Below are 23,510 nucleotides of genomic sequence, written 5' to 3'. Positions count from 1 at the left end.
CAGCACCTCGGGCAGCGGTGGATCACTCACCTCAACGGGTAGACCCTTTCTCGCGGCTTAAACTCCGTTGATCATCGCCGCAGGGTTTGCTGGTAGCCCTTCGAGAAACGCCCTGACTTCGCGCTTGCCACGCAAGTGAAGCGTAGGCACCTGCGGCCCGACTTTCTCGCGAACGGCTTCGATGCCTTGTCGGTAACTCTGGTCGAATGTCCATACGAACTTGAGAAATGCCAGCTCGAACCTTTCCTCACAGCCTGCCGCACGATCGGGGCGTGGTTGGTTGCGAAGCAGGCGCAGCAGTACCCGCATGAAACAGGTGAGCCGAGGTGTGTCGAGCCAGATGATCAAATCCGCTTTTGGCAGGCGAAGGTCGAACGTGCGGCGGGCGTAGTTGCCTTCGCACACCCAAGCATCACCGGCAACGGCCTCGCGCACGCGGTCACGAAACTGTTCGGCGTCGGGCTCGGTCCAGTTGGGTTCCCAGAAGAGTTTGTCCAGGTGCACCACGCAGAGGTTCAGACGCTCGCCCAGTGCGCGGGCGAGGGTGGACTTGCCGCTGCCGCCGTTGCCTAGGATGACGATTCGTTGCATGGGGACTTCCTGTCGTGGGTGTACTTGCAGCATAGTGGCTGCATGATATCATTCGTTTTTTCAAGTTACTAAAGAGACTATCGTGGTAGCAGAAAGTACATGGACGTCGGTGTCTACCCAAGAGCCGAATGCTGAATTGCATAAATTGCTGACCGCTTGGCTAGCCACCATTGAGCGTTATACGACCAGCTTTCAAGACAATCCATGGTGGTATAACGAGCGGGCCATTCTCAGTACGTTGGCTGGCGCGGCATGGACACTTGATGGATGGGTTGCACTAGAAGAGTTCACAACATCGAAACGAATGAGAACGTTGTCACCGGGCGTAGACCATGGTGACAAGTTGCGCAATGGTCGCTGCGATCTGTATGTAAGGTCCCCCGAAATCAGTTTCGCTTTTGAGGCAAAGCAGGCCAACCAGCCAATAGGGGCACGTGCCGATGGCTACTCCTATATCGCTCTGGCAAAGCAGGCCGCCTGGCATGATGCCGGTGATCTCCAAGCCCATGAAGCAAATTGCAGGTTCGCAGCGACCTTTGTCGTGCCGACCATACCCCTCAAAGAAGTTTGCCCGGAGGGTGGCAAGTTAGGGGATGTGTGCGAAGCGAAGGTGAAGTCTTACCTTGAGCCCTGGCTTGAATCTATCGGCTGTATCGGCGATGGCAGCGCCGATCGTGACTTTGCCTTTATTTTTCCGCGTATCGGAAATGCAGACTACTGCAACAAGGGTAGACATTACCCGGGTGTGGTCCTGCTCCTTGAGCAGCGGTTGCGGGCGACGAGACGCAGTGCGGCGTAGCGTGCACGCCATCATGCTTGCAGTGGTCGTGTGCCGCACACCTGTGAGCAATCGTGATTTATGGCGGCGTGCTGCCGCCTTGACCTAAGCAGACTGGATGAAAAGGACGTTTCAAATGGCATATCGGGAAGACAGTGATTTGGCATTCTTGGGTCGCATGGAATCGTCCGACCTGAATGATCTAGTGTACTGCCTCACGCACGATAAAGACGGTAGCGTTCGCTTTACGGAAGAGCTGACAGTCAATGACCGCTACAAGGCTCATCATCCCGACCACCATGAATACTGGGATCTCATCGCTGCCGAAATCCAATGCTTCGGGGCCAACACCTTCGCCACGATTTTCCGTGGCGGTAAAGGCGTGGAGTACAAGGAGGTGTTGACGGATGTGTGTGACAAGCTGAAGGTCAACTACAACAAAGACGCCAGCGTTGAGAAAATTGAGTCTTGCCTTCTGATGAAAATTCTTTCCGATGCGCTGGAAAAAATGACCCCCGAGGAGTTGCGCGAACTTGCAACGGCAACAGGTATGAAAAATACCAGTGGCCTTACGGCCGAAGCGATGACGGGTATCTTCCAGGCTGTTTTCCGTGCAGGCGGGTTCAGTTCCTACAAGTTGACCTTGATCATCGTTAACGCTGTGCTCAAACAGCTTATCGGCCGTGGTCTTTCGTTGGCAGCGAATGCTGCATTAGCCAGAACCATGGCTGTGCTGACTGGGCCTATTGGCTGGGCAATCACGGGGCTGTGGACGGCTGTGGATATCGCAGGCAGTGCATACCGCGTAACTATCCCTGCTGTAATTCAGGTTGCTGCACTGCGCCAAAAGCATCTCTACGCCAAGCAGGCCGCTGAGATCAGTTTCAGTTAAATGAACGTGCTGGTCAGCTGATGGCTGGCCAGCACGCATAGCGAGGCTAATGGGGTGCTACCCGTCATAGCATCCGGGAGCGCTCCAATAAATCGTCGAGCTTCTCTATGTGTTGCCCTATGTGTTTCAGTTCGTAGAGTTCCACTTCTTCCCAAAACTGCACATGACGATCGTAGAGTGACCACTTCAACGCAAAGCTGCCGTTCCACACAAGGCCCATCCAGGCTGCGTAGTTCAGGTCCAGCAGGTTTCGGCTCACATACATTTTCCCCGCATTGACTGCACTGCTCGCGCCATAGGCTATGGCGAGCATGATTCTGAAGCGGGGGCTCATTTGACCCGGCAGAGTCTCTATGAAGGCTTGGGAGAATGTCGCGCCGTTGATCGCGACCTGTTTCACCACATAGAACACCCGCATGATGACTTCCATGATGACGGCGGGCACGCTCGTCACCAGAAACTGCCTGAAATCGTAGCCCTGGGTATACATCCATTCGATTTGCTTACCGAATGAAACGCCGTCGATTTCAAGGTTTTCAAACATGCGCAGCAGTCCCATGAACGGCGCAGGTAACCCCATGCCTCTGTTACCTTTCGCTGACGGAGCATTCAGGTCTGACAGCAAGTGACCGAACATTTTGCCGAGCAATTGGAAGAGGTTTCCTTCTGTTGGGCCTTTTTTGCTGGGTAGCTGCATGACTTGCCCATTGACCACCACTGTGCATGTGCCGTGGATCATGTCATAGACGCCATAGAAGAAGCCCAGGATCGGGTCATGCGCCAAGGAACGAAGCCGATGATTGATAGGGTTCAAGACCTTATCGGGGGCCCCGATAAGGTCAGTCCATACCGAACTGTCCGGTGCGCCGATCTTGCAGGCATCTCCCAACTTTTTGGAAAGTTCCGGAGGGAGCCACGTGTTCAGTAGCTGTTGAACCCAGCTGTTGAAAGTCCCGTCTACGGGAGTGTTCCATTTTGTGCCTGGTTTGGCGGGCCCTCGAACGAAGAGAAGATCGAGCACACCGGAAAACAAACCGCTGCAGCCAGCGATCGCATAGTCCCATCCGTCCAGGTTGTAGCGAGCATTAAATGCCTGCAATTGAGCGTTCAGTCGTTGATCGATTGTGCTGTAATCGTCGTCATTCAGCACATCACTGAGGCGGGCATCGGGATGTCTCATTCGCGCTTGAGCATAAATGTCTGCGATAGGAACATCGATGCTCTGCTGCTCGCCAACCTCAGCAGCGGCGCCGGGAGTTATTTCTTCAGCGGGCATATCCAGCCCGCCCGCAAGGGTTAACAACTGTTCCCGGATAAGTTGAATGTCCGAGGCAATTTGATCATGCGAGGCGCTGATGGCTTGTGATCGATCATTCAGCAGCCCCAGGGCGCTGACTTCATCCTTGTAGGGACCGTGGCTCACGATGGCTTTTTCCTCGTGAGCATGTCGATGGTCTGTTTGATGGCTGCAATTTCAGCTTTGAAGGTCTCGGCATTTTTCATCAGCCGTTCTTGAATGTTGTAAAGCTTACTGATGGCCTCGCCCAGTGCAGCGGCCAACTTTGCATTCTTGCGGCTTTTCATCAATGCATAGCCGCCTACGCCAAGTATTGCGATTGGCGCAGCCAATACTCCAATGCCTGCAACCATACCGCCGCCGACCAACGCGCCAGCTGTCGCCAAACCAGAGGTGATGCCTGGTGCGGAAAGCCCCGTCACGCCAAGCATATAGAGTGCCCCAAACGAGCCCGCAGCACCGGCAGTCGAGCCCAGCGCTGCTGCTAACCCTTCAGTAACGCCCGGGTAGTCATTCTCAAGCTGATCGAGAATTGCTCTCACCTGCTTAGTTGCTTCGTTCCTGATGCGGTTGATCTCGACGCTATCCATTACTTCTCTTTCCTTGGGTGAGATGAGCGATGCAAATTGTTCTGGTTTGCTTGAAGGCTGCATTCAGTCTTTCTGGCCGGACAGGCCTGAGCTCAGGGATTATGGCACATAGCCATCCATGCGGTGCGTGAGCTGTAGCTATCGACTCAATCGACGGTTTGATTGGGGGTTTGAAGTGTTTCTGGCTGTTCGTTCATCTGCATCTCCGAGCCTCTATTCGCCACCCCAAACGGCACATGCACCATCGGCAAATCCCCCGCCGCCGACTTCAAGTGACTGCGCTGGTCATCAAAGAACATGTGCGGCTTGAGAATCCGCAGCACCCGTTCCTTCTCCATCCCCCCAGAAAGAACGATTCGTCCGGCGAAACGCCCCAGTTCTTCAGCGTCGTCACCACCCGCTCATGGGACGGCGCATTGCGCGCGGTGACGATGGCGATGCGCAGGATGCGTTTGTACGCTGGATCCTGCACCAGCTTGCGATCTTCGAGTTGGCGGATCAGCGAGAGCTTGCGGTACAGGTCGGCCAACGGCCCCGGCTGGTGGGGGATGGCCTTGTGCGCTTGCTCGTGAGCCTGGAACTCGGTCAGGTCCAGCCGTTGCTTGTACACGCTCTCGGCCTCGTCATCGGCAATCACGCCATCGAAGTCGAAGGCGACGCGCAGCTCGGTATCGATCTCGTCGTCGTAGATGCGGGTCGGCAGCACCAGGCCTGCCGGGTAGTTGGCATCGATCGCGCGCTGCACATCGCCTTCGTGGGCGCTGAGGAACAGCGAGGCGTTGAAGGCGGGGATGTACTCGTAAGGCGAGCGGCCCGACATGAAGGCGGCGCGGGTGATGTCCAGGCCGTAGTGGTCGATCGAGCGGAACACCCGCAGGCCGGTTTCCGGGGAGTTGCGCGAGAGCAACACCACTTCCACTGGCAATTGCTCGGGAAAGGCTTTGTTGATGCTGAGGAAGCGGCGGATGAAGGGGAAGGCCACGCCCTTGGGGAAGGGCACGTCGAGGTGCTCTTCGTGGTGCAGGCGGTAGGCGTCGACGCCTTCGGACTGGTAGATGGCGTCAGAGTCGGTCAGGTCGAACAGGGCGCTGGAGGCGACGCCGACGACGAGTTTCTGTTCGATGGGGTAGGGCATGGGTGGCTTCCCGGGTGAGTGCGTGGATAGGTAAACACAGTGTCATGGCAAAAGCGATGAGGGCTGGCCGGCATGCCCTCAGGCTTCGGGGATAAGCCCCATCAACAGGTGAACCTGGCGCTGCAGCTGGCTCACGTGCTCGCGTTCGGCACGAAGGGCGGAGCGCAGCTCGGTGTTTTCCTGTTCATGGATGCGTGCGGTGCGCTCCAGGTCGCGGTCGCTTTTCAATAGGTTCCAGATATCGCCCAGGCGGGCATGCTGCAGGCCTTGCAGCAGTAGGGTGGTGCCGGTGACGCCCAGCAGGGTGATTTCGAGCGCTTCCATGGTAAGGCTTCCTTGACTAGTGGCTTAGTGCCGGTAAGTAGGAAGATATGTCCATTAAAATTACATGTCGATAATGGTGACTTGTACAGGTAAAGGAATGGTACAGGTCCTGGGGGCAGGTCGTAATCAATGGAGAAGGCATTTTGATATCGCGATAGGCGGTGCAGCTACCGAGTACCGTGGCTTGTGGCTGATCAAGGCGCTGGCATTTCTAAACGGCAATCGTGCGGCGCATGTGCCTATTTTCTTTACATATGCGTTGCACCTTGATTCGCGTGTTGCCTGACACGTAGGATTTGGCGACACATCAATCTGCTTTGCACACAGTGCAGGAGCCTGGATGAAACGCACGCAACGAATGGAACAGACCCGCTGGGACCTGGCCTTGCGCTACCGCCTGATCGAAACGGTGGTCTGGTGGGAGGGGCGGCTGACGACCAATCACTTGATGCAAAGCTTCGGTATCAGCCGGCAGCAGGCGTCCAAGGACATCAACACCTACATCAACGACTACGCGTCGAAGAACCTGGTCTACGACAAGCAGATAAAGGGTTATGTGCCAACCCGCCAGTTCAAACCGCTGTTCATCGATGACAGCGCCAGCGCCTACCTGGACCTGCTCAACCAGAACAACGAGCGTGCGCCGCATATCGAGGGCCTGGCCTTGGCCTACGGGCACACCGAAGTGCTCAAGGTGCCAGACCGCTCGGTGAAGCCCGAGGTGCTGCGCCCGCTGCTCAAGGCCTGCCGGGAGAAGCGGCGCCTGGATATCGACTACGTGTCGTTCAACAGCCCGGCGCTGGAAGGGCGCACCATCGCTCCCCACACGCTGGTGTACACCGGCATGCGCTGGCATGTGCGGGCGTATTGCGAGAAGAACGGCAAGTACCGCGACTTTGTGCTCAGCCGTTTCCGTGGCGTGCCGGAGCTGCGTGATGAAGAAACCGAAAACGGCATGGACCTCGATGTGGAATGGAATACGCCGATCGATGTGATCTTCAAGCCCGACGAGCGGCTGACGGATGCCCAGCAGGCGATCATCGAAGTGGATTACGGCATGGTCGATGGCCACCTGGTGGTGCCTAGCTCATTGGCGTTGGCCAAGTATGTTGTGCGGCGCTTCCATGTGAACCCGAGCATGCATGATGCAAGGCCAGAGGCCCAGCAGTTGGTGCTGGCCAACCGGGCAGCGCTGAAACCATGGTTGAGCCTCGACTGAGAAGCCGCTTTTTGACCTGAAGCAATCCGTTCGCACGAATCGCCTCTATGCTGAAGCCTTCAACTCAAGCTCACTCAGGTAAACAAGGAGGCATTCATGAAAGCTGCAGTTGTTGCCAAAGGGCGCCGCGTCGAGGTGGTGGAAAAGACACTTCGGCCGCTGGGGCACGGTGAAGCGTTGCTGAGGATGCAGTGCTGCGGTGTCTGTCACACCGACTTGCATGTGAAAAATGGCGATTTCGGCGACAAGACCGGCGTGGTGCTCGGCCACGAGGGGATTGGTGTCGTGGTCGAGGTCGGGCCAGGGGTGACGTCGCTAAAGCCGGGCGACCGGGCCAGCGTGGCGTGGTTCTATCAGGGTTGCGGGCACTGCGAGTACTGCAACAGCGGAAACGAGACGCTGTGCCGCGAGGTGAAGAACTCCGGTTACACCGTGGACGGCGGCATGGCCGAATCGTGCATCGTGGTGGCCGACTACGCGGTGAAAGTACCGGATGGCCTCGACTCGGCAGCGGCCAGCAGCATCACCTGTGCCGGGGTGACCACGTACAAGGCCGTCAAATCCTCCAACATCCGCCCGGGGCAGTGGGTTGCCATCTATGGGTTGGGTGGCCTGGGCAACCTGGCCCTGCAATACGCGAAGAACGTCTTCAATGCCCGGGTTATCGCGATCGATGTGAATGACGAGCAGCTCGCGTTCGCCCGCGAGATGGGCGCCGACCTGGTGCTCAACCCGCGCAGCGAGGATGTGGCGAAGATCGTTCAGGAAAAGACCGGCGGTGCCCATGCGGCGGTGGTCACGGCGGTTTCGAAAAGCGCCTTCAACTCGGCGGTGGATGCGCTGCGCGCAGGTGGGCGGCTGGTGGCCGTGGGGCTGCCGTCCGAGGCCATGAGCCTGGATATTCCACGGCTGGTGCTCGATGGCATCGAAGTGGTGGGGTCGCTGGTCGGTACGCGTCAAGACTTGGTCGAAGCCTTCGAATTTGCCGCGCAAGGTAAGGTGGTGCCCAAGGTGACGCTGCGCCCGATCGAAGACATCAACGACATTTTCGACGAGATGCTGGAAGGCAAGATCAAGGGCCGCATGGTGATCAACTTCGAGGGTTGAGCCACCCCCACATGCTTTGAATGCAACAGGGGTTGATTGCCATGATGTCCCTGTGAGAGCCGGCTTGCCGGCGATAGGGCCCGAACAGCCGCATCAAAACGGCTTTGTCTGGCGCGACCTTATCGCCGGCAAGCTGGCTCCCACAGAGCAAGGCGTGCGCAACGCCAGGTCATTCAGAACCCGCCGCTCAACGGCCACTCCACTGCCAGGCGGATCTGGTCACCATCCAGCTCCGCCTGCGCCGTATTACCCCGATGCAAATTATGCCGCAACGAAAAGGTCGTGCCCTTGGCCTTGCCGCTCTGCACCACATAGCGCGCCTCCAAATCCCGTTCCCAGTGTTTGCCACCCTTGCTATAACCCAGGTAGGCATAGCCGCCGTTGGGGTCGACATGGCTGCCATCGATCTCGAAGCCGCGCACGTACAGCGCCGTCAGGTTCAGGCCCGGTACCCCGTAAGCGCCCATGTTCAGGTCATAACGCGCCTGCCATGACTTCTCGTTCGGTGCGTTGAAATCGGACATCTGCACCGCGTTGGTCAGGTAGATCGCCCCGCGGGTCACGTAGTCGAATGGGGTGTTGCCGTCGACCTGCTGCCAGCCGAGGCTGAAGGTATGCGCCCCCTGGCTGTAGCGCGAGACCAGGCTCCAGGTGGTGTTGTCGATGCGCCCGGAAAGGGCCTTGCCGGTATCGGTGGTGCGGTACAGGTTCAGGTCCAGGCTCAGGCTGCGGCGGTCGTCCAGTGCACGGGTCAGTGTGCTGCCGAGGTAGTGCTGGTTCCAGGTGTCTTCATAGCGCGAGGTATACAGGCTGGCGCTGAATGCGGCACCGGGGTTCCATACCAGGCCGGCAAGCTCGAAGCTATTGCCTTGGGGGCCGTTCGAGTAGTTCACCACGAAGCCCTGGTCATGGCTCGAGGCGTTACGGTCGGTGCTTTCGTTGAAGTGGCCCGCGACCAGTTTCAGCGTGTCGATCTCGTTGCTGCTGAGGAAGAGCCCGGTCGCCGTTTCGGGCAGCAGGCGGCTGTCGGAAGAGCTGAACACTGGCGTCTTCACCCGTTGCTCGCCGTAGGACAACACCGTATTGGACGCGCGCAATTTCACTGCCGCACCGCCACGGCTGTATGCATTCTTCGAGTGGCCATCATTGTCCACGCCCAGCAACCGCGCCTTGCCGGCCCGGCCGCCGCCGCTGTCGAGCTGCACGCCCAGGTAGGCATGGGCATCCACACCCACCCCAATCAGGCCCTGGGTAAAACCGGACTGGAACGTGCCCATCAAACCGTAGGCCCATTCCTCGGCCATGCCATTGCGTTCGCTGCGCGGCTTGTAGGCATTGCGGGCGGCGCTGTTGCGCCCGCCGTGCTTGTAGTCACGCTGGTCGTATACGGTGCGGTTGAGCAGGCTCCAGCTGCTGTCTTCGACCAACCCGCGGCTTTGCGATTGCGCGGAGTCGGCCAGCGCGGTAGCGGGTAGTACGGTGCTGGCGAGCAGCAGGGCGCAGGGGCGCAACGGCATGGTGGCAACTTCCAGGTCAGGGGGCGCGCAAACGCAGAATGTGCGCGCCGTCGAAGGGGTCGATGAGGTAATGGGCGTGCACGCCGAAGGTGCTCAGCAGGCGCTCGGGGGTGAGCACCTGGAGCGGTTTGCCGAGGGCGACCAGCTGGCCCTGATCGAGCACTGCCACACGGTCGCAGGTCAGTGCCTGGTTGAGGTCGTGCAGGGCGACCAGGGTAGTCACCGGCAGTGCCTGGACCTGCTGCAGCAGGCTGAGCTGGTGCTGGATATCCAGGTGATTGGTCGGCTCATCGAGCAGCAGCACCTGGGGCCGCTGGGCCAGGGCGCGGGCGATGTGCACGCGTTGGCGTTCACCGCCGGACAACGACCCCCAGAGGCGTGTGCGCAGGTGCGTGGCATCGACATCGGCCAGGGCCTGGTCGACGATCGCGCGGTCATTGCTGGAGAACGGTGCCAACGCCGACAGCCACGGCGTGCGGCCCAGGGCCACGGCGTCGAATACGCGAATGGCATCGAGGGTGTCGGCCTGCTGCTCGACCAGCGCCAGGGCCTGGGCGATACGCCGCCGGGGCAGGCGTGCGATGGGCTCGCCGAGCAGCTGCACGCTGCCGCTGTGCGGGGTGCGCAGCCCGGCCAGAAGCTTGAGCAAGGACGATTTGCCAGAGCCGTTGGGGCCGACGATGCCGAGGGTTTCACCCGGCCTCACGCTCAGCTCGACCCCCCGCAGCACCGAATTGCCCGCCAACTGAAAGTTCAGGCCCTGGCAGGCGAGGGGCGCAAGCTGCGGCGCGGTCATGGCGGTCATGGCTGCCCCCGGCGGCTGACCAGGATCAGGGCAAAGACCGGTGCGCCGATCAGCGCGGTGACCACGCCCACCGGGATCACCTGCCCTGCAATCAACGTGCGCGACAGCACATCAGCAGCCATCAGGAACAATGCCCCTCCCAGCGCACTGGCTGGCAACAGGCGGTTGTGGCCGGGGCCGAGCAGCAGGCGCAAGGCATGGGGAATCACCAGCCCGACAAAGCCGATGGCACCGACGATGGACACCATCACCGCCGTCACCAGCGCGGCGCAGCTCACCAGCAGCAATTGCGTGCGGCGCACGGCAACGCCCAGCGACGCCGCCGAGTCGGCGCCGAAGGTGAAGGCATCCAGTGCACGGCGCTGCCACAGGCACACCAGCAAGCCGAACAGCGCCGCGGGCAGTGCCAGCCACACCGACGGCCAGCGCACACCGCTGAGGTTGCCCAGCAGCCAGAAGAGAATGCCCCGCGCCTGTTCGGCAGTGGCGGACTTGGTGATGAGGAACGCGGTGATGGCGTTGAACAGTTGCGAGCCGGCGATGCCCGCGAGAATCACTTGGGCGTTGTGGCTGTTCGGGCCGGCCGCACGGGCCAACAGCAGCACCAGGGCGAAAGCCGCCACGGCGCCGATGAAGGCGCCGGCGGACAGGCTCAGGGCCGCACTGCCCACACCGAGCAGGCCGACCAGCACCGCACCGGTCGAGGCGCCCGCCGACAAGCCGAGCAGGTAGGGCTCGGCCAGTGGATTGCGCAGCAGGGCCTGGAGTATCACCCCGCACGTCGCAAGCCCGGCCCCGCAGGCAGCGGCGACGAGGGTGCGGGGCAAGCGATAGTTCCAGACGATGCCGGCGTCGATCGGGTCGATCGGGTAGCCGGCTTGCCACAGGTGGTTGGCCAGCACCTGGCAGACCAGCCGCGGCGACAGCGCGGTTTCGCCAATGGCCGTACCGGCCAGCACGGCCGCCAGCAGGGTGACCAGGGCCAGCCCGGTGAGCAGTGTGGCGAAACGGGGCTGCATGCAGGGCGATCTCCTATCGGGCAGTTCTCGCAAGGAACCCACGGACAGGCATCGCCGAGCCCTGGCATACAGCAGGGCAGCACCAATGGCCAATCCCGGACACCCCGCCGGTTGGTGAATGTGGGCCGGCAGGTCTCCTGACTGGTGCGTCGTCGCCCGGCCCCGGCCTTCCCGGGTCGGCTGACCCAGTGGCATCGATGGAGCGGGCTCGGCACCTACAGTTGCGGGGGCAGTTCCGTTTGGCACGCCTGGGCGGGCCTGGGATTCCCTGTTAGTTCCGTGGTGGAAACCGGCGGGCGGCATGGTAGACCATCGGGCCGCCGGGTGAAACGCTAAATCACAGGTACTTGAGCCAGGCGATGTCGCGCCGGCGCGCCTTGAGCCGGGCGAACCCGCGCACCGGCAGGTACAGCGCCACGGCCAGCAGTGCGGCGGTCAGCCACACTGCGGCGATGCTGTCGAAGCCAAAGTAGTCGCCGTGGTTGTGGCCCAGCAGCGCGACGCTGGCCAGGTACAGCAGCTTCAGCACGTACAGGTGCAGCAGGTAGAAGAACATCGGCGCCGCGCCGAACACGGCCAGGGCGTTGATCCAGCGCGCTTGCCCTGCGCGTTCGAAGGCGCGCAGCAACAGCAGGCCGCAGCCCAGGGTCAGGGCCAGGAACAGCAGCGACGGCGGGTATTTGGTGATGTTGAAGAAACTCATCAGGGTTTGCGTCAGGGTCGGGTAGCCGCTCCACGGGGCTTCGCCGTAGCCGTTCTGGATGCGCAGCACCATGAAGCCGAGCAGGGCGATGACGCCGGCCAGCAGCAGTTGATGCTGGCGCTGTTGCGCAGCGCTGCCACGGGCGAACCAGGGGCCGAGGCCGTAGCCCAAGGCAATCACGCCGATCCACGGCAACACCGGGTACGAGGTGCGCAGGCGCAGGTGCTCGGAGGCCTCCAGCCAGCCACGGTCATGCAGGATCGCCCACGGCACATGCATCGCCGACGCCACGCCGAAGTGCACGCCATCGAGCAGGTTGTGGCCGGCGACGATCAGGGCGCCCAGCGCCACCAGCGCGGGGCGTGGCAGCCACACCAGCAACGACAGCGCGATCATGCTGATGCCAATCGCCCAGATCACTTGCAGGTAGATCACGCTGGGCGGGAGTTGGAATGTCCAGGCAAAGTTCACCAGGGTGAATTCCAGTGCCACCAGGAACAGGCCGCGTTTGAACAGGAAGGCCGAGACATCGCTGCGGCCCTGGTATTTCTCGCCATACAGCCAGGCCGACAGGCCGGTGAGCAGGACGAACACGGGGGCGCAGAGGTGGGCCAGGGTACGGCTGACGAACAGCGAGGGGTCGGTGGCGTCGATGGCCATCGGGTCGCTGACCTGGCGGTGCAGGAAGAAGGTTTCGCGTACGTGGTCGAGCAGCATGAACAGGATCACCAGGCCGCGCAGGGCGTCGATGCTCTGCAGGCGCTGGGTGAGCAGGGTGGGGGTGGCGGCGGCGCTTGTCATGGGAGAGGGTCGCAGGTAAGAATGATTGCCAACTGAAACGTTATCTTATAACTAATTTGCGTGGGCGTGAAAGTTGTTTTTGTGCTGTGAGGCCTGGCCCTATCGCCGGCACCACTGATTTCGAATGCAGTGGGAGCACCTGTGGGAGCCGGCTTGCCGGCGATAGGGCCAGTACAGCCAAATCAAATCAGAAGCTGTAATCCACCGTCGCAAAATAAGACCGCGGCGCCCCCATGATCCATTGCGTACCACTGAACGCCGAGGCCACATACTCGCGGTCGAACAGGTTGTTCACCTGCAACCCCAACCGCACATCTGGCAACACCTGCCACCCGATATTGGCATCGACCACGGTGTACCCCGGCGCGCTTTGGGTGTTGGCGGTGTTGGCATAACGCTCATCCACATAACGCGCCCCAAGCCCGGCCTCCACCTGCTGGCCGAACCCCTTGCTCAGCCACAGGTTGGCCGTACGCCGTGGCACGTTAGTCGGCCGATTACCAGCACGGTCCTGCGGCACACCGCCGACCCTCTCATCGAACGCGTCATACTTCGCACGCACCACGGCGGCATTGGCCGACACCTGCCACTGCCGTGGCAAGGACAGCTCCAGCGTCGCTTCGAGGCCATCGGAGGTCTGTTGCCCCGCCTGCTGTTTTTCATGGGTGATCGGGTCATCCACCAGCAGCTTCTTCTTGACGATGTGGAAGGCCGCCAACGTCCACTCGCCACGGCCCTCCCAGAACCGCTGCTTGAGCCCCAGCTCGGTCTGCTTCGCCTCGGTCAGGTCGTAGTTCATCTGCGTTGGGCTGAGGCTGACCAGGTTGTTCACTCCGTCCTCGCTGGTGGAGTACTGGCCATACAGCGACAGGTCGTCACTGACCGCATACACCAACCCCGCACGCCAGTTGCCGCCAGCCAGGCTGCGGTCGCTGCGGGTGTCGTCGATGAGGTTGTCGCGGTCGATGTGGTTCTGGTCACGGCGCACGCCGGTCACCAGCGACAGACGCTCGGTCAGCTGCAGGCGGTTTTCGGCGAACAGGGCGAAGGTGTGGGTGGTGGACAGGGTTTGCGGGCGCGTGGGCGAGTTGCTGTGGAACCCGCCCGGTGTCGGCTGCCAGGGGTCGATGTAGTCGCCGCCGACGTCGTTGTATGGTGCGTTGCTGTCGACGTTGAAGCGCACCTTGTTGTACTCGGCGCCGACCATCGTCTTGCTCGCCAGGCCGAACAGCGAGTGATCGAAGGTGAAGGTCTGGCGGTCGCCGATCTGCTCCTGGTTGTGCTTGATCTCCAGGTAGCTCTGGCGCAGCAGTTGCTCGCGGTCTGCGTCCCAGCTGTAGTCCTCGGCATTGCGCCAGTGCCGGCGGCTCTTGATGTAGTAGAGCTGGTTGCTGGCACTGACCTGGTCGTTGATGGCCCAGTCGGTGGTGAAGCGGGTCCATTCGTCGTGGTAGCGCTGCACGTCGTTCTGGATGTTGTAGTTCTTGTTGCGCAGGCTGCTGCGGTAGTGGCCGTCGATCAGCGGGGTGCCGTAGTAGTTGGCAGGCTCGGCATCGCCGCGCTCGTGGGCCAGGGTGAAGCTCAGGTCGTCGCTGGCGTCGAAGCGCAGCGCGGCGCTCAGGGCCAGGCTGCGTGAATCGGTGCGGTCGACCCAGCCGTTGCCGGCCTGCTGGTTGAGGGTGAGGCGGTAGCTCAGGCGCTCGCTAAGGCTGCCGCCGCTGTCCAGGCCCAGTTGCTGGCGGTCCCACGAGCCGTAACCCAGGCGCAGGTGGTTGTGGATGTCACCGGCGAAGGGCTTTTTCGGGACCACGTTGATCACCGCGCCGGTGGCGCCTTCGCCATACAGCACCGAGGCCGGGCCACGAATGACATCGATGCGCTCGACCATCCACGGGTCGACCGGGAAGGTCTGGGTGCCGGCGCCGGTGTACAGGCGCGCGCCGTCGAACAGCGTCATCACCGAGCCATGCCCGGTGAACCCCCGCGCCGACAGGCCGGTGCCGCCATCGCCTGGGCTGCCGATGAAGGTGATGCCGGGCGAGCGGGTGACAGCGTCCTGCACGGTGAGGTTGTTGCGCTGCTCGATTTCTGCGGCGCTGAGGCTGCTGGTGCTGGCAGGGGTTTCCAGGGCGCTGAGGTTCAGCCGCGAACCGGCCGGGGTCGGCGTGGTCAGGTCGATGTGCTGTTCATCTCGGGTATCGGTAACGGCCGTGGAGGGCAGTGCCAGCACCGTGCTGTGCTGTTCGTCGGCCAAGGCTGGGAAGGTCACGGCCAGGCAGGCCGCCAGGGGGTGAAGCTTGAAGATACGGGACATGTCTTTCCACTACTGCAGGAATGAATGGATCCCGGTGGAAAACACGCAACGGCGCACCGCGGACGCAGGCGCGCACGCGGATACCGGCCTGCGCCCGCCCACCGCGGGTTGCCAAGTGAAGCTTCAGGCCGGTCTCCGGGCTTGCGAGGGTCATGAAGGCCTTCACCTTCCCATGCAGGTGCACAGTGGTGTGTCGAAGGCTTCGCTCGCTTACCGTTGCGGGGGCAGCGCCGGACTTGTCGTGAACCACGACGCACCGGCTTCCCGTTTCACCCTGCGCGCGGCGGCGCAGGACACCTGAAACTGGCGCGCATCTGACCACTGGTCGGAGCGCGCGTCAATCATTTACCGCTTGCTCAAGTTCAGTGCGCGCCCGCCGCCTTGCTCAGGTCGCTTTGCGCCCACTCGGTGTAGATGCAGGCATCGGCCACTGCCCAGCGCACTTTCACGGTGTCCCCCGGCTGCATCGGCATGCCGGCGGCAGACAACGCTTTAACGGTCAGTTCGGTACCGCCTGGAGTCATCACGTGGCAGGTCTGGCTCTCGCCGAGGAACAGCACCTCGCCGACCTTGGCAACGACTTCGTTCCAGCCCGCCGGCAGGGGTTCGCGCGTGGCCTGGTCGAGGGTCAGGGCCAGGGCTTTTTCCGGGCGCACCATGATCAGTGCTTCCTGCCCGACGGCCAGGCCAGGGGTCAGGCGGATCGCCACTGGCTGGCCTTCGAAACTGCCAGCGCCATGGCTGGTGGCCTTGATCCGCAGGAAGTTCGAGTTGCCCAGGAACGAGGCGACGAAGGCGTTCGGCGGGTTCTGGTAGAGGTCGTAGCCGCTGCCCAGGCCGACGATCTTGCCGTGGCTGAAGATGGCGATGCGCTGGGACAGGCGCATGGCTTCTTCCTGGTCGTGGGTGACGTAGACGATGGTGATGCCCAGGCGCCGGTGCAGCTGGCGCAGTTCATCCTGCAGGTCTTCGCGCAGCTTCTTGTCGAGCGCGCCGAGGGGTTCGTCCATCAGCAGGATGCGGGGCTCGTACACCAGCGCCCGGGCGATCGCCACGCGCTGTTGCTGGCCGCCGGACATCTGCGACGGCTTGCGGTGGGCGAACTGCTCAAGCTGCACCAGCTTGAGCATGGCGTCGACGCGCTTGTTGATCTCGGCGCTGCCGAGCTTGCGGATGGCCAGCGGGAAGGCGATGTTGTCGCGCACGTTCAGGTGCGGGAACAGCGAGTAGCGCTGGAACACCATGCCAATGTCACGCTTGTGCGGCGGCACGTTCACCAGCGACTGGCCCTCGACCAGAATCTCGCCGCTGCTCGGGGTTTCGAAGCCGGCCAGCATCGACAGGGTCGTGGATTTGCCCGAGCCGCTGGAGCCGAGAAAGGTGAGGAACTCGCCGTCTTGGATCTCCAGGTCCAAGTTGTCCACGGCGGTGAAGTCGCCGTAGTGCTTGTTCAGGCCGCGCAGGCTGACCAGGGTCTTGTTGTGCGCGTTGTCTTTGATCACTGCACTCATTGTTGTTGTCTCCGGGCGCTCAAGCGTTGACTTCGGTGCGCCGGCGCAAGGCGGCGGCAATGACCATGACCAGTAGCGAAAGGCCGATCAGCAGCGTCGAGGCGACGGCGATCACCGGGCTCAGGTCCTGGCGCAGGGTGGTCCACATTTTTACCGGCAGGGTCTGCAGGTCGGGGCTGGCCATCATCACGCTCAGCACCACCTCGTCCCACGACACCAGGAAGGCGAACAGGCCGCCAGCGATCATCCCCGGGCGAATGGCCGGGAAGGTCACCTTGAAGATCGCCTGCAGGCGCGATGCGCCGCAGATCACTGCGGCATCCTCGATCGACTGGTCGAACAGCTTCAGCGAGTTGATGATCGAGATGATGGTGAAGGGCAGGGCGACGATCACGTGGCTGACCACGAAGGCGAACAGCGTGCCGGTATAGCCCAGCTTGAGAAACAGCGCGTACACCGCCACCGCGATGATCACCAGCGGCACGATCATCGGCATGGTGAACAGGCCGTAGAGCATCTCGCGGCCGGGGAAGCGGCCTCGCACCAGGGCGAAGGCGGTGGGCAGGCCCAGCAGCACGGCGAACAGGGTGGTCAGCAAGGCCACCTTGAGGCTGGCCAGGGCGGCGTCCATCCACTCCGGGTTGGCGAAGAACTGTGCGTACCACTTGAGGGTCCAGCCCGGTGGCGGGAACACCAGCCACTGGGACGAGCCGAACGACAGCAGCACGATGAACACCACCGGCAGCAGCAGGAAGGCGGCGATGACCCCGGTGGTCAGGTACAGGCCCGTGCGCAGCGGGCGGCCCATGGCATTGGGTGAAAGCAGCATGGCGGATTACCTCGCGTTGCCGACCGGGGATTCCGGCTGCAGCTTCAGGTACAGGTAGAAGAGCACCAGGGTGATGACCACCAGCAGTGCGGCGGCGGCGCTGGCCAGGCCCCAGTTGAGGAACGACTGCACCTGCTGGATGATGAATTCGGGCAGCATCATGTTCTGCGCACCGCCGAGCAGGGCCGGGGTCACGTAGTAACCGAGCGACATCACGAACACCATCAGCGCCCCGGAGAACAGCCCCGAGCGGCACAGCGGCAGGAACACCTTCCAGAAGTTGGTCCAGGGGCTGGCGCCGCAGATGGAACCGGCCTGCAGCACCATCGGGTCGATGGCGTGCATGGTCGCCTGCAGCGGCAGCACGATGAACGGGATCATGATGTAGCTCATGCCGATCACCACGCCGGTGAGGTTGTGCACCATCTCCAGCGGGGCATCGATGATGCCCAGGGCCATCAGCACCTTGTTGATCACCCCCGAGCTCTGCAGCAGCACCAGCCACGAGTAGGTGCGCGCCAGCAGGCTGGTCCACATCGACAGCAGCACGATGTTCAGCAGCCAGCGGCCCCAGCCCTTGGGCACCAGGGTGATCGCCCAGGCCAGCGGGAAGCCCAGCAGCACGCTGATCAGGGTGACCACGCCGGCCACCGAGAAGGTGTTGAACAGCACCCGTGCATAGGCCGAGTTGGCGAACAGTTGCTCGTAGTTGCCCAGCCCCGGCACCGGCTCCAGCACGCCGCGCAGCAGCAGGCCGATCAGCGGCGCGAAGAAGAACAGGCCGAGGAACAACAGGGCCGGCAGCAGGTTGCGGCTGCCTTTCCAGCGGCGGCTCATCGGTTCGCGGCGAGGGGCCGCTCCCGGGGCGCCGGCGCCCGTGGGGGCACCTTGCGCGTTGTGCAGGGCGTTGATGGCGACTTTCATTTCACCAGCCACTCATTCCAGCGTGCCGCGATGGCCTGGCCATTCTTCGCCCAGTAGGCGAAGTCCAGGGTGACCTGGTCCTGGGCATAGGCCGTCGGCAGGTTCTGCGCAAGGTCCTTGTCCAGCTTGGCCACGCTGTCGACGTTCACCGGAGCGTAGGCGGTCTTGTTGGCGAACTCGGCCTGGCCTTCGGCACTGCTGGCGTTGGCCAGGAACTTCATGGCCGCGTCCTTGTTCTTGGCACCTTTGGGGATGACCAGGAAATCGGCCATGACCAAATTCTGCTTCCAGCTCACGCCGACGGGCGCGCCGTCTTGCTGCAGCGCGTAGACGCGGCCGTTCCAGAACTGGCCGAGCGACGCTTCACCGGAAGCCAGCAGTTGCTGCGACTGGGCGCCGCCGCCCCACCAGACGATGTCTTTCTTGATGGTGTCGAGCTTCTTGAAGGCGCGGTCCAGGTCCAGCGGGTAGAGCTTGTCGGGGGCTACGCCGTCGGCCAGCAGGGCCAGTTCCAGCACACCGGGGCTTGGCCATTTGTACAGGGCGCGCTTGCCTGGGTAGGTCTTGGTGTCGAACAGCGCAGTCCAGTCGACCGGCTTGTTGGCGCCAAGCTTGCCTTCGTTGTAGCCGAGCACGAAGGAGAAGAAGAACGAACCGACGCCGTGGTCGGATACGAAACGCGGGTCGATCTTGTCGCGTTGGATGGTGTTGAAATCGAGGGGTTCGAGCAGGCCTTCGCTGGCGGCGCGCAGGGCGAAGTCGGCTTCGACGTCGACCACGTCCCACTGCACGTTGCCGCTTTCGACCATGGCTTTGAGCTTGCCGTAGTCGGTAGGGCCGTCCTGGACGACCTTGATGTCGGTCGATTTGGTGAAGGGTACGGCCCACGCTTCTTTCTGGGCGTCCTGGGTGGTCCCGCCCCAGCTGACGAAGTTGAGGCTGTCGGCGGCCTGGACGGCCTGACATGCCAGGGTCAGCAGGCTGGCAGACAGCACTGCGGTTACACGTTTGCTCAACAGCATGGTTACGCCCTCGTTGCTTTTTGTTATTCGAGGCGGGGCTGGGTGTGCGCCCGCCAACAGTATTCGGGGAGCAGCTTTGACAATGTGTGGGTGGCCGTTTTTCAGTTTAGGCGGCCCGTGAATTTAAGGTCTACGGGATATCATATTATGGTATTCCAAACTTTTGGCAAGAGGGGGGAGGCTACCGGCCATCACTCAGTTCCAGAAGCCAGCGCGCCCTCGCTTGTGGGAGCCGGCTTGCCGGCGATGAGGCCGGTGCAGACAACCACCATGGGCTGCCTGTTCGGGCCCTATCGCCGGCAAGCCGGCTCCCACCGGGAAACCCCTGGGTTCAATGCCGGACGATTAGCCCACCATCCCCGGCTCGAACGGAATGCTCTGCACCACTTCCAGCTCATACCCCGCCAAACCCGCGTATTTGAGCGGCGGGCCCAGGTGGCGCAGCTTGCCCACGCCCAGGTCCTGCAGAATCTGCGCGCCAGTGCCGACCTCCGAATACACCTTCGACTGCCCACGCTGATAAGGCCGCAGCGGCTGGGTAAGCTGCGGTACTCGCTCCAGCAGTGCCTGCGAGGATTCATGGTTGGCAAGGATCACCACCACCCCGGCACCTTCCTCGGCCACCTTCTGCAGCGCCGCCCACAACGTCCAGTTGGCCGGCCCTGCATACTCGGCCCCGACCAGGTCGCGCAGCGGGTCGATCACGTGCACGCGCACCAGGGTCGGCTGCTCGCGGCGGATATCGCCCATGACCATGGCCATGTGCACGCCCCCTTCGATGCGGTCTTCGTAGGTGACCAGGCGGAAGGTGCCATGCACGGTGGGCAGCTCGCGCTCGCCGATGCGCTTGATGGTCTGCTCGGTGCTCAGGCGGTAGTGGATGAGGTCGGCGATGGTGCCGATCTTGATGCCATGCTCGGCGGCGAACACTTCAAGGTCCGGCCGCCGGGCCATGGTGCCGTCGTCGTTGAGCACTTCGACGATCACCGACGCCGGGCTGAAACCGGCCAGGCGCGCCAGGTCGCAACCGGCCTCGGTGTGCCCGGCGCGAGTCAGCACGCCGCCTTCGCGGGCGCGCAGTGGGAAGATGTGGCCGGGCTGAACCAGGTCTTCGGGGCGGGCGTTCGGTGCCATGGCCGCAGCGACGGTCCGCGCCCGGTCGGCGGCGGATATGCCGGTGGTGACGCCCGTGGCGGCTTCGATGGAGACGGTGAAGGCGGTGCTGAACACGCTGCCATTGGCCGGTACCATCTGCTCCAGGCCCAGGCGCTGGCAGTGTTCGTCGGTCAGGGTCAGGCAGATCAGGCCGCGTGCTTCGCGGGCCATGAAGTTGATGGCCTGGGCGTCGCAGCGCTCGGCGGCGATCAACAGGTCGCCTTCGTTTTCCCGGTCTTCGTCGTCCACCAGCAACACCATCTTGCCTTGCCGGTAGTCCTCGAGGAGTTCTTCGATGCTGTTGAATGCCATTGCTGCACGCTCACGGTTTTGGGTGGTTTTATGGTATACCATCATACACAAATAGTTTTGCAACAGGAGAGCAGCGGATGAAAGCCTATTGGATCGCCCATGTGGATGTGACCGACCCGGAGCAGTATCAGCAGTACACCCAGCGCGCGCCGGCGGCGTTCGCGGCGTTTGGCGGGCGGTTTCTGGCCAGGGGCGGGCGTAGCGAGGCGATGGAAGGGCGGCCGACGCCGCAGCGCAGTGTGGTGATCGAGTTCGATTCGTATGAGCAGGCAGTGGCCTGCTATCGGTCCGAGCTGTATCAGGACGCCTGTAGCCACCGGCAAGGGGTGGCGAAGGCTGAGGTGATCATCGTGGAAGGGTTCGAGGCTTGAACTGTTGCTGAAGGCCTCATCGCCGGCAAGCCGGCTCCCACAGGGTAGGCCACCGCACCTGTGGGAGCTGGCTTGCCAGCGATGGGTCAGTGAAGATGTACCTTCAATTCGCCAGCGGCCTGGCGCATCGCTGCCTTCACCGCCGGCACCTGACTCAACGGGTTGAGCAACCCATAGTCATGAATCATCCCGTTGTACCGCACCGACGTCACCATCACGCCTGCCGCATCCAGCTTGCGTGCATAAGCCTCGCCTTCATCGCGCAACACATCGAATTCAGCCGGATCAGCCGCTGGTGGGTGGGGAAATCGCCCAGTACCCAGCCGCCATGGAAGAACATGAACACCGGCAGCTCACCTTTGGCATTGGCCGGGCGCACGATCTGCAGGTTGATCGACTCGCCGTTGGCCTCGAGGGTGCGCGCTTGGACGTCGATGCCGGAGAGGTCGACCTTCACTGATGCCTGGGCGCCGGTCAGCACCGCACGGGCGTCCTTCGGGCTGAGTTGTATCAGCACGCCTGCAGCCACCGGCAAGGGGTGGCGCAGGCTGAGGTGATCATCGTGGAAGGGTTTGAGGCTTGAGTTGGTGCTGAAGGCCTCATCGCCGGCAAGCCGGCTCCTACAGGGTAGGCCACCAGCGCTTCTTCGCTGTTGATGGGAGATGTTGACTGTCAGTTTTAGGGGAAAAAGTATGACTAGTGGTGAATTACTGTCTCTTTGAAAATGACAGTCTGAGAAGCTTCGCGTAGGGCATTTCGACGAATTGTGTAGGACTGACTCTGTTCTGCATTTGCCCGACTTTCTCGGATGTTGTGAGTGCTAGCTTCCCGTCTTTCACTTGAGGAGTCGGCACATGGCACGCTTCAGGATCCAGGGCAAGAACCAGGCGCTGCACGGAGACACCACGACCACGGGAGCCCAGTGCCTGGCCAGCGGTACCGGGTTCAAAGGGCACGGGCGTGAAGCGTTGAGGCTTTATGACAAGACCACGCCGTGCCCTGTCTGTGGTGAAGTCGGCACGATCGTGGAGGGCGTACAAAACTTCGTCATTCAGGGCCAGCCGGCGGTGGTCGACGGGGCAATGGTAGCGTGTCATTGCCCGGCGGGCAGGAACCGGGTGCTGGCCATGGGCGGGCCTGGCGAAGCGGCAAGCCCCTCGGCGACACAGCATGCGAGCCAAGCGGCAACATCAGGTCAATCCAGCCTCACGGCCCCGATCAAACCTACGCTGGCAGAAAAGACGCCGAAGCCTGTCACTTGCAAAGACCCTGACATGATGGAACAGGCGGCCGACTATATCGCCGGGGAAATGAACCGCAACATCACACATCCATCCGTACTGAAGATGAAGAAGCTAATCAGCTTTGACGAGGCCGAGGAAATTGAAAAGTTTCAAAATCTCCCTTGGTACGCACGCCTTTTCTCCCTTCATTTCCAGACAATGAAGTTGGGTAACACTGCTGCTGCGATGGCGCTTTGGGCGGAGCGGGTTGGTCAAGACAGGCCATGGGATCATAAGAAAACCATCAGGCAACAATTCGGTGGGGTTTGGCAAAAGCAAGGTGAAGTTGACTACTTCTACGACATCAGGTCGAACATCCACTACGGCTATGTAGGGCGGGCGGGTGGCCTTTCTGAAAGCGCTCTTCTGGACGGCGCAGGGCTTGAGCAGATTGCATCAGACTCCATTCGGAAAGTTCAAAATTGGGAGGAGCGAAAAGGGCCTCACCGCTCCGCTGATATCAAAGGGCTGAGGGCCTGGGATGACATAGGTGATCGTGTCGCTATCATCATTGGCGTCAAACTGTACAAGCAGTATCCAAACGGCGGGATTACTGCAAGGATGATCGTGGATGAGGTGTTAGCATTGCCACAGTCAAGCTGGGGGGATGGCACACGTGATCACCTCTGCAACTAAACCGAAACGGCATTTCTGGCGATGGGTGGTGGCGATAATGTTTACCCCCATCGTCTTTTGGTATGTCGCTACACCCCAGGTGAGTTTTCATTTTTCTGACAAGGGGCAGGGGCGTCTTGGCTACATCTTGAATGTTCAAGACGACCTATCAAAAGGTGAGATCTACCCAGGTGAAGCCACCGGGGGCGCCGGGCATATCTTCCCGAACGACCAATTTTTCATGGAGTTGTATTGGAACAACCGTGGAAAATCGCACTGCATCCGGGTTAAACCCAAGTGGCCAAGTATCGATATCTACATCGGGGCAGACGGTGCCATAGATAGCCGCACCGATGACAGATTCATTGAAGCCTGTGGACCTTTGCCGTAGTAGAA

The 23,510-nt window shown here is 61.7% G+C and carries 22 protein-coding genes, 3 pseudogenes and 2 riboswitches; of the genes and pseudogenes, 9 read left to right on the top strand and 16 right to left on the bottom strand.

All coding sequences use genetic code 11. From position 1 onward, the window contains the following. Window positions 1-57: 57 nt before the first annotated feature. A complete protein-coding gene (locus KU43P_RS16755; protein WP_317658487.1) occupies window positions 58-591 on the bottom strand; it encodes an AAA family ATPase in 534 nt (177 codons plus the stop codon). Window positions 592-673: 82 nt separating this feature from the next. On the opposite strand from KU43P_RS16755, the gene KU43P_RS16750 reads away from it, so the two are divergent. Next, window positions 674-1,390 carry a hypothetical protein gene (locus KU43P_RS16750; RefSeq protein WP_317658486.1) on the top strand — a complete coding sequence of 239 codons (717 nt, stop codon included), beginning with the start codon at window positions 674-676 and terminating at the stop codon, window positions 1,388-1,390. Between the two features lie 115 nt (window positions 1,391-1,505). Next, entirely contained in the window at window positions 1,506-2,261 is a 756-nt protein-coding gene (locus tag KU43P_RS16745) for a DUF3944 domain-containing protein (protein ID WP_317658485.1), read from the top strand. Between the two features lie 64 nt (window positions 2,262-2,325). Here the strand turns inward: KU43P_RS16745 and KU43P_RS16740 are convergent, their stop codons facing one another. From KU43P_RS16740 to KU43P_RS16725, 4 genes and pseudogenes are all read right to left on the bottom strand, one after another. Continuing rightward, window positions 2,326-3,684, bottom strand: a complete 1,359-nt coding sequence (locus tag KU43P_RS16740; protein ID WP_317658483.1) for a hypothetical protein — start codon at window positions 3,682-3,684, stop codon at window positions 2,326-2,328. Then, complete coding sequence (locus KU43P_RS16735) at window positions 3,681-4,211, bottom strand: hypothetical protein (protein ID WP_317658482.1); 531 nt, start codon at window positions 4,209-4,211, stop codon at window positions 3,681-3,683. The genes KU43P_RS16740 and KU43P_RS16735 overlap by 4 nt, the downstream gene beginning before the upstream one ends. Window positions 4,212-4,294: 83 nt before the next feature. Then, window positions 4,295-5,283 (bottom strand): annotated as a pseudogene (locus KU43P_RS16730) (5'-nucleotidase). 78 nt (window positions 5,284-5,361) lie between these two features. After that, window positions 5,362-5,607, bottom strand: coding sequence for a hypothetical protein (locus tag KU43P_RS16725; protein ID WP_317658481.1), 246 nt, complete (start codon window positions 5,605-5,607; stop codon window positions 5,362-5,364). Between the two features lie 97 nt (window positions 5,608-5,704). On the opposite strand from KU43P_RS16725, the gene KU43P_RS16720 reads away from it, so the two are divergent. From KU43P_RS16720 to adhP, 3 genes are all read left to right on the top strand, one after another. After that, a complete protein-coding gene (locus KU43P_RS16720) occupies window positions 5,705-5,893 on the top strand; it encodes a hypothetical protein (protein ID WP_317658480.1) in 189 nt (62 codons plus the stop codon). A gap of 54 nt (window positions 5,894-5,947) precedes the next feature. After that, the gene (locus KU43P_RS16715; RefSeq protein WP_317658479.1) at window positions 5,948-6,826 is read left to right on the top strand and encodes a WYL domain-containing protein; all 879 of its coding nucleotides are present in this window, start codon (window positions 5,948-5,950) and stop codon (window positions 6,824-6,826) included. Window positions 6,827-6,922: 96 nt separating this feature from the next. Beyond that, window positions 6,923-7,933, top strand: coding sequence for an alcohol dehydrogenase AdhP (gene adhP / locus KU43P_RS16710; protein ID WP_317658478.1), 1,011 nt, complete (start codon window positions 6,923-6,925; stop codon window positions 7,931-7,933). A gap of 173 nt (window positions 7,934-8,106) precedes the next feature. On the opposite strand, the gene KU43P_RS16705 is transcribed toward adhP, so the two are convergent. From KU43P_RS16705 to ribBA, 10 genes are all read right to left on the bottom strand, one after another. After that, window positions 8,107-9,450 (bottom strand): OprD family porin, encoded by a 1,344-nt coding sequence (locus KU43P_RS16705; protein WP_317658477.1) that lies wholly within the window; start codon window positions 9,448-9,450, stop codon window positions 8,107-8,109. A gap of 16 nt (window positions 9,451-9,466) precedes the next feature. Beyond that, window positions 9,467-10,255, bottom strand: a complete 789-nt coding sequence (locus tag KU43P_RS16700) for an ABC transporter ATP-binding protein (protein ID WP_317658476.1) — start codon at window positions 10,253-10,255, stop codon at window positions 9,467-9,469. Next, window positions 10,252-11,274 (bottom strand): FecCD family ABC transporter permease, encoded by a 1,023-nt coding sequence (locus KU43P_RS16695; protein ID WP_317658475.1) that lies wholly within the window; start codon window positions 11,272-11,274, stop codon window positions 10,252-10,254. The genes KU43P_RS16700 and KU43P_RS16695 overlap by 4 nt, the downstream gene beginning before the upstream one ends. Before the next feature lie 109 nt (window positions 11,275-11,383). Then, a riboswitch (cobalamin riboswitch) is annotated at window positions 11,384-11,583 on the bottom strand. 28 nt (window positions 11,584-11,611) lie between these two features. Continuing rightward, window positions 11,612-12,778: a DUF1624 domain-containing protein gene (locus tag KU43P_RS16690; RefSeq protein ID WP_317658474.1), complete on the bottom strand. Its 1,167-nt coding sequence runs from the start codon at window positions 12,776-12,778 to the stop codon at window positions 11,612-11,614. A 187-nt stretch (window positions 12,779-12,965) separates the two neighbouring features. After that, window positions 12,966-15,092: a TonB-dependent receptor gene (locus tag KU43P_RS16685; protein WP_317658473.1), complete on the bottom strand. Its 2,127-nt coding sequence runs from the start codon at window positions 15,090-15,092 to the stop codon at window positions 12,966-12,968. Between the two features lie 108 nt (window positions 15,093-15,200). Further along, window positions 15,201-15,408, bottom strand: a riboswitch (cobalamin riboswitch). A 46-nt stretch (window positions 15,409-15,454) separates the two neighbouring features. Continuing rightward, window positions 15,455-16,603: an ABC transporter ATP-binding protein gene (locus KU43P_RS16680; protein ID WP_317658472.1), complete on the bottom strand. Its 1,149-nt coding sequence runs from the start codon at window positions 16,601-16,603 to the stop codon at window positions 15,455-15,457. 19 nt (window positions 16,604-16,622) lie between these two features. Then, window positions 16,623-17,432 (bottom strand): ABC transporter permease, encoded by an 810-nt coding sequence (locus KU43P_RS16675; protein WP_317658471.1) that lies wholly within the window; start codon window positions 17,430-17,432, stop codon window positions 16,623-16,625. 6 nt (window positions 17,433-17,438) lie between these two features. Continuing rightward, window positions 17,439-18,356 carry an ABC transporter permease gene (locus KU43P_RS16670; RefSeq protein WP_317658470.1) on the bottom strand — a complete coding sequence of 306 codons (918 nt, stop codon included), beginning with the start codon at window positions 18,354-18,356 and terminating at the stop codon, window positions 17,439-17,441. Beyond that, entirely contained in the window at window positions 18,353-19,378 is a 1,026-nt protein-coding gene (locus tag KU43P_RS16665; RefSeq protein WP_317658469.1) for a polyamine ABC transporter substrate-binding protein, read from the bottom strand. The genes KU43P_RS16670 and KU43P_RS16665 overlap by 4 nt, the downstream gene beginning before the upstream one ends. Window positions 19,379-19,723: 345 nt before the next feature. Then, entirely contained in the window at window positions 19,724-20,845 is a 1,122-nt protein-coding gene (ribBA, locus tag KU43P_RS16660; RefSeq protein ID WP_317658468.1) for a bifunctional 3,4-dihydroxy-2-butanone-4-phosphate synthase/GTP cyclohydrolase II, read from the bottom strand. A 77-nt stretch (window positions 20,846-20,922) separates the two neighbouring features. Here ribBA and KU43P_RS16655 point away from each other — a divergent pair, with 77 nt between their 5' ends. Continuing rightward, window positions 20,923-21,216: a DUF1330 domain-containing protein gene (locus tag KU43P_RS16655; RefSeq protein WP_317658467.1), complete on the top strand. Its 294-nt coding sequence runs from the start codon at window positions 20,923-20,925 to the stop codon at window positions 21,214-21,216. 86 nt (window positions 21,217-21,302) lie between these two features. On the opposite strand, the pseudogene KU43P_RS16650 reads toward KU43P_RS16655, so the two are convergent. Next, window positions 21,303-21,730 (bottom strand): annotated as a pseudogene (locus KU43P_RS16650) (alpha/beta hydrolase); the annotation flags it as partial. On the opposite strand from KU43P_RS16650, the pseudogene KU43P_RS16645 reads away from it, so the two are divergent. The 3 genes and pseudogenes from KU43P_RS16645 to KU43P_RS16635 form a co-directional block, all read left to right on the top strand. Further along, a pseudogene (locus KU43P_RS16645) lies at window positions 21,713-21,799 on the top strand (DUF1330 domain-containing protein); the annotation flags it as partial. The pseudogenes KU43P_RS16650 and KU43P_RS16645 sit on opposite strands and share 18 nt — an antisense overlap. A 271-nt stretch (window positions 21,800-22,070) precedes the next feature. Further along, window positions 22,071-23,135, top strand: a complete 1,065-nt coding sequence (locus KU43P_RS16640) for a polymorphic toxin type 44 domain-containing protein (protein WP_317658466.1) — start codon at window positions 22,071-22,073, stop codon at window positions 23,133-23,135. Beyond that, window positions 23,116-23,505 (top strand): hypothetical protein, encoded by a 390-nt coding sequence (locus tag KU43P_RS16635; protein ID WP_317658465.1) that lies wholly within the window; start codon window positions 23,116-23,118, stop codon window positions 23,503-23,505. The genes KU43P_RS16640 and KU43P_RS16635 overlap by 20 nt, the downstream gene beginning before the upstream one ends. Window positions 23,506-23,510: the final 5 nt, after the last annotated feature.

The organism is Pseudomonas sp. KU43P, from assembly GCF_033095865.1.
GTDB lineage: Bacteria > Pseudomonadota > Gammaproteobacteria > Pseudomonadales > Pseudomonadaceae > Aquipseudomonas.
This window is presented reverse-complemented; position numbering and strand designations above follow the sequence as displayed.

What these genes read in the sequence shown, in the direction of transcription:
- KU43P_RS16755 (WP_317658487.1), bottom strand. Translation starts at nt 591, where the DNA reads ATGCAACGAATCGTCATCCTAGGCAACGGCGGCAGCGGCAAGTCCACC.
- KU43P_RS16745 (WP_317658485.1), top strand. Translation starts at nt 1,506, where the DNA reads ATGGCATATCGGGAAGACAGTGATTTGGCATTCTTGGGTCGCATGGAA.
- KU43P_RS16735 (WP_317658482.1), bottom strand. Translation starts at nt 4,211, where the DNA reads ATGCAGCCTTCAAGCAAACCAGAACAATTTGCATCGCTCATCTCACCC.
- KU43P_RS16725 (WP_317658481.1), bottom strand. Translation starts at nt 5,607, where the DNA reads ATGGAAGCGCTCGAAATCACCCTGCTGGGCGTCACCGGCACCACCCTA.
- KU43P_RS16720 (WP_317658480.1), top strand. Translation starts at nt 5,705, where the DNA reads ATGGTACAGGTCCTGGGGGCAGGTCGTAATCAATGGAGAAGGCATTTT.
- KU43P_RS16715 (WP_317658479.1), top strand. Translation starts at nt 5,948, where the DNA reads ATGAAACGCACGCAACGAATGGAACAGACCCGCTGGGACCTGGCCTTG.
- adhP (WP_317658478.1), top strand. Translation starts at nt 6,923, where the DNA reads ATGAAAGCTGCAGTTGTTGCCAAAGGGCGCCGCGTCGAGGTGGTGGAA.
- KU43P_RS16705 (WP_317658477.1), bottom strand. Translation starts at nt 9,450, where the DNA reads ATGCCGTTGCGCCCCTGCGCCCTGCTGCTCGCCAGCACCGTACTACCC.
- KU43P_RS16700 (WP_317658476.1), bottom strand. Translation starts at nt 10,255, where the DNA reads ATGACCGCCATGACCGCGCCGCAGCTTGCGCCCCTCGCCTGCCAGGGC.
- KU43P_RS16695 (WP_317658475.1), bottom strand. Translation starts at nt 11,274, where the DNA reads ATGCAGCCCCGTTTCGCCACACTGCTCACCGGGCTGGCCCTGGTCACC.
- KU43P_RS16690 (WP_317658474.1), bottom strand. Translation starts at nt 12,778, where the DNA reads ATGACAAGCGCCGCCGCCACCCCCACCCTGCTCACCCAGCGCCTGCAG.
- KU43P_RS16685 (WP_317658473.1), bottom strand. Translation starts at nt 15,092, where the DNA reads ATGTCCCGTATCTTCAAGCTTCACCCCCTGGCGGCCTGCCTGGCCGTG.
- KU43P_RS16680 (WP_317658472.1), bottom strand. Translation starts at nt 16,603, where the DNA reads ATGAGTGCAGTGATCAAAGACAACGCGCACAACAAGACCCTGGTCAGC.
- KU43P_RS16675 (WP_317658471.1), bottom strand. Translation starts at nt 17,432, where the DNA reads ATGCTGCTTTCACCCAATGCCATGGGCCGCCCGCTGCGCACGGGCCTG.
- KU43P_RS16670 (WP_317658470.1), bottom strand. Translation starts at nt 18,356, where the DNA reads ATGAAAGTCGCCATCAACGCCCTGCACAACGCGCAAGGTGCCCCCACG.
- KU43P_RS16665 (WP_317658469.1), bottom strand. Translation starts at nt 19,378, where the DNA reads ATGCTGTTGAGCAAACGTGTAACCGCAGTGCTGTCTGCCAGCCTGCTG.
- ribBA (WP_317658468.1), bottom strand. Translation starts at nt 20,845, where the DNA reads ATGGCATTCAACAGCATCGAAGAACTCCTCGAGGACTACCGGCAAGGC.
- KU43P_RS16655 (WP_317658467.1), top strand. Translation starts at nt 20,923, where the DNA reads ATGAAAGCCTATTGGATCGCCCATGTGGATGTGACCGACCCGGAGCAG.
- KU43P_RS16640 (WP_317658466.1), top strand. Translation starts at nt 22,071, where the DNA reads ATGGCACGCTTCAGGATCCAGGGCAAGAACCAGGCGCTGCACGGAGAC.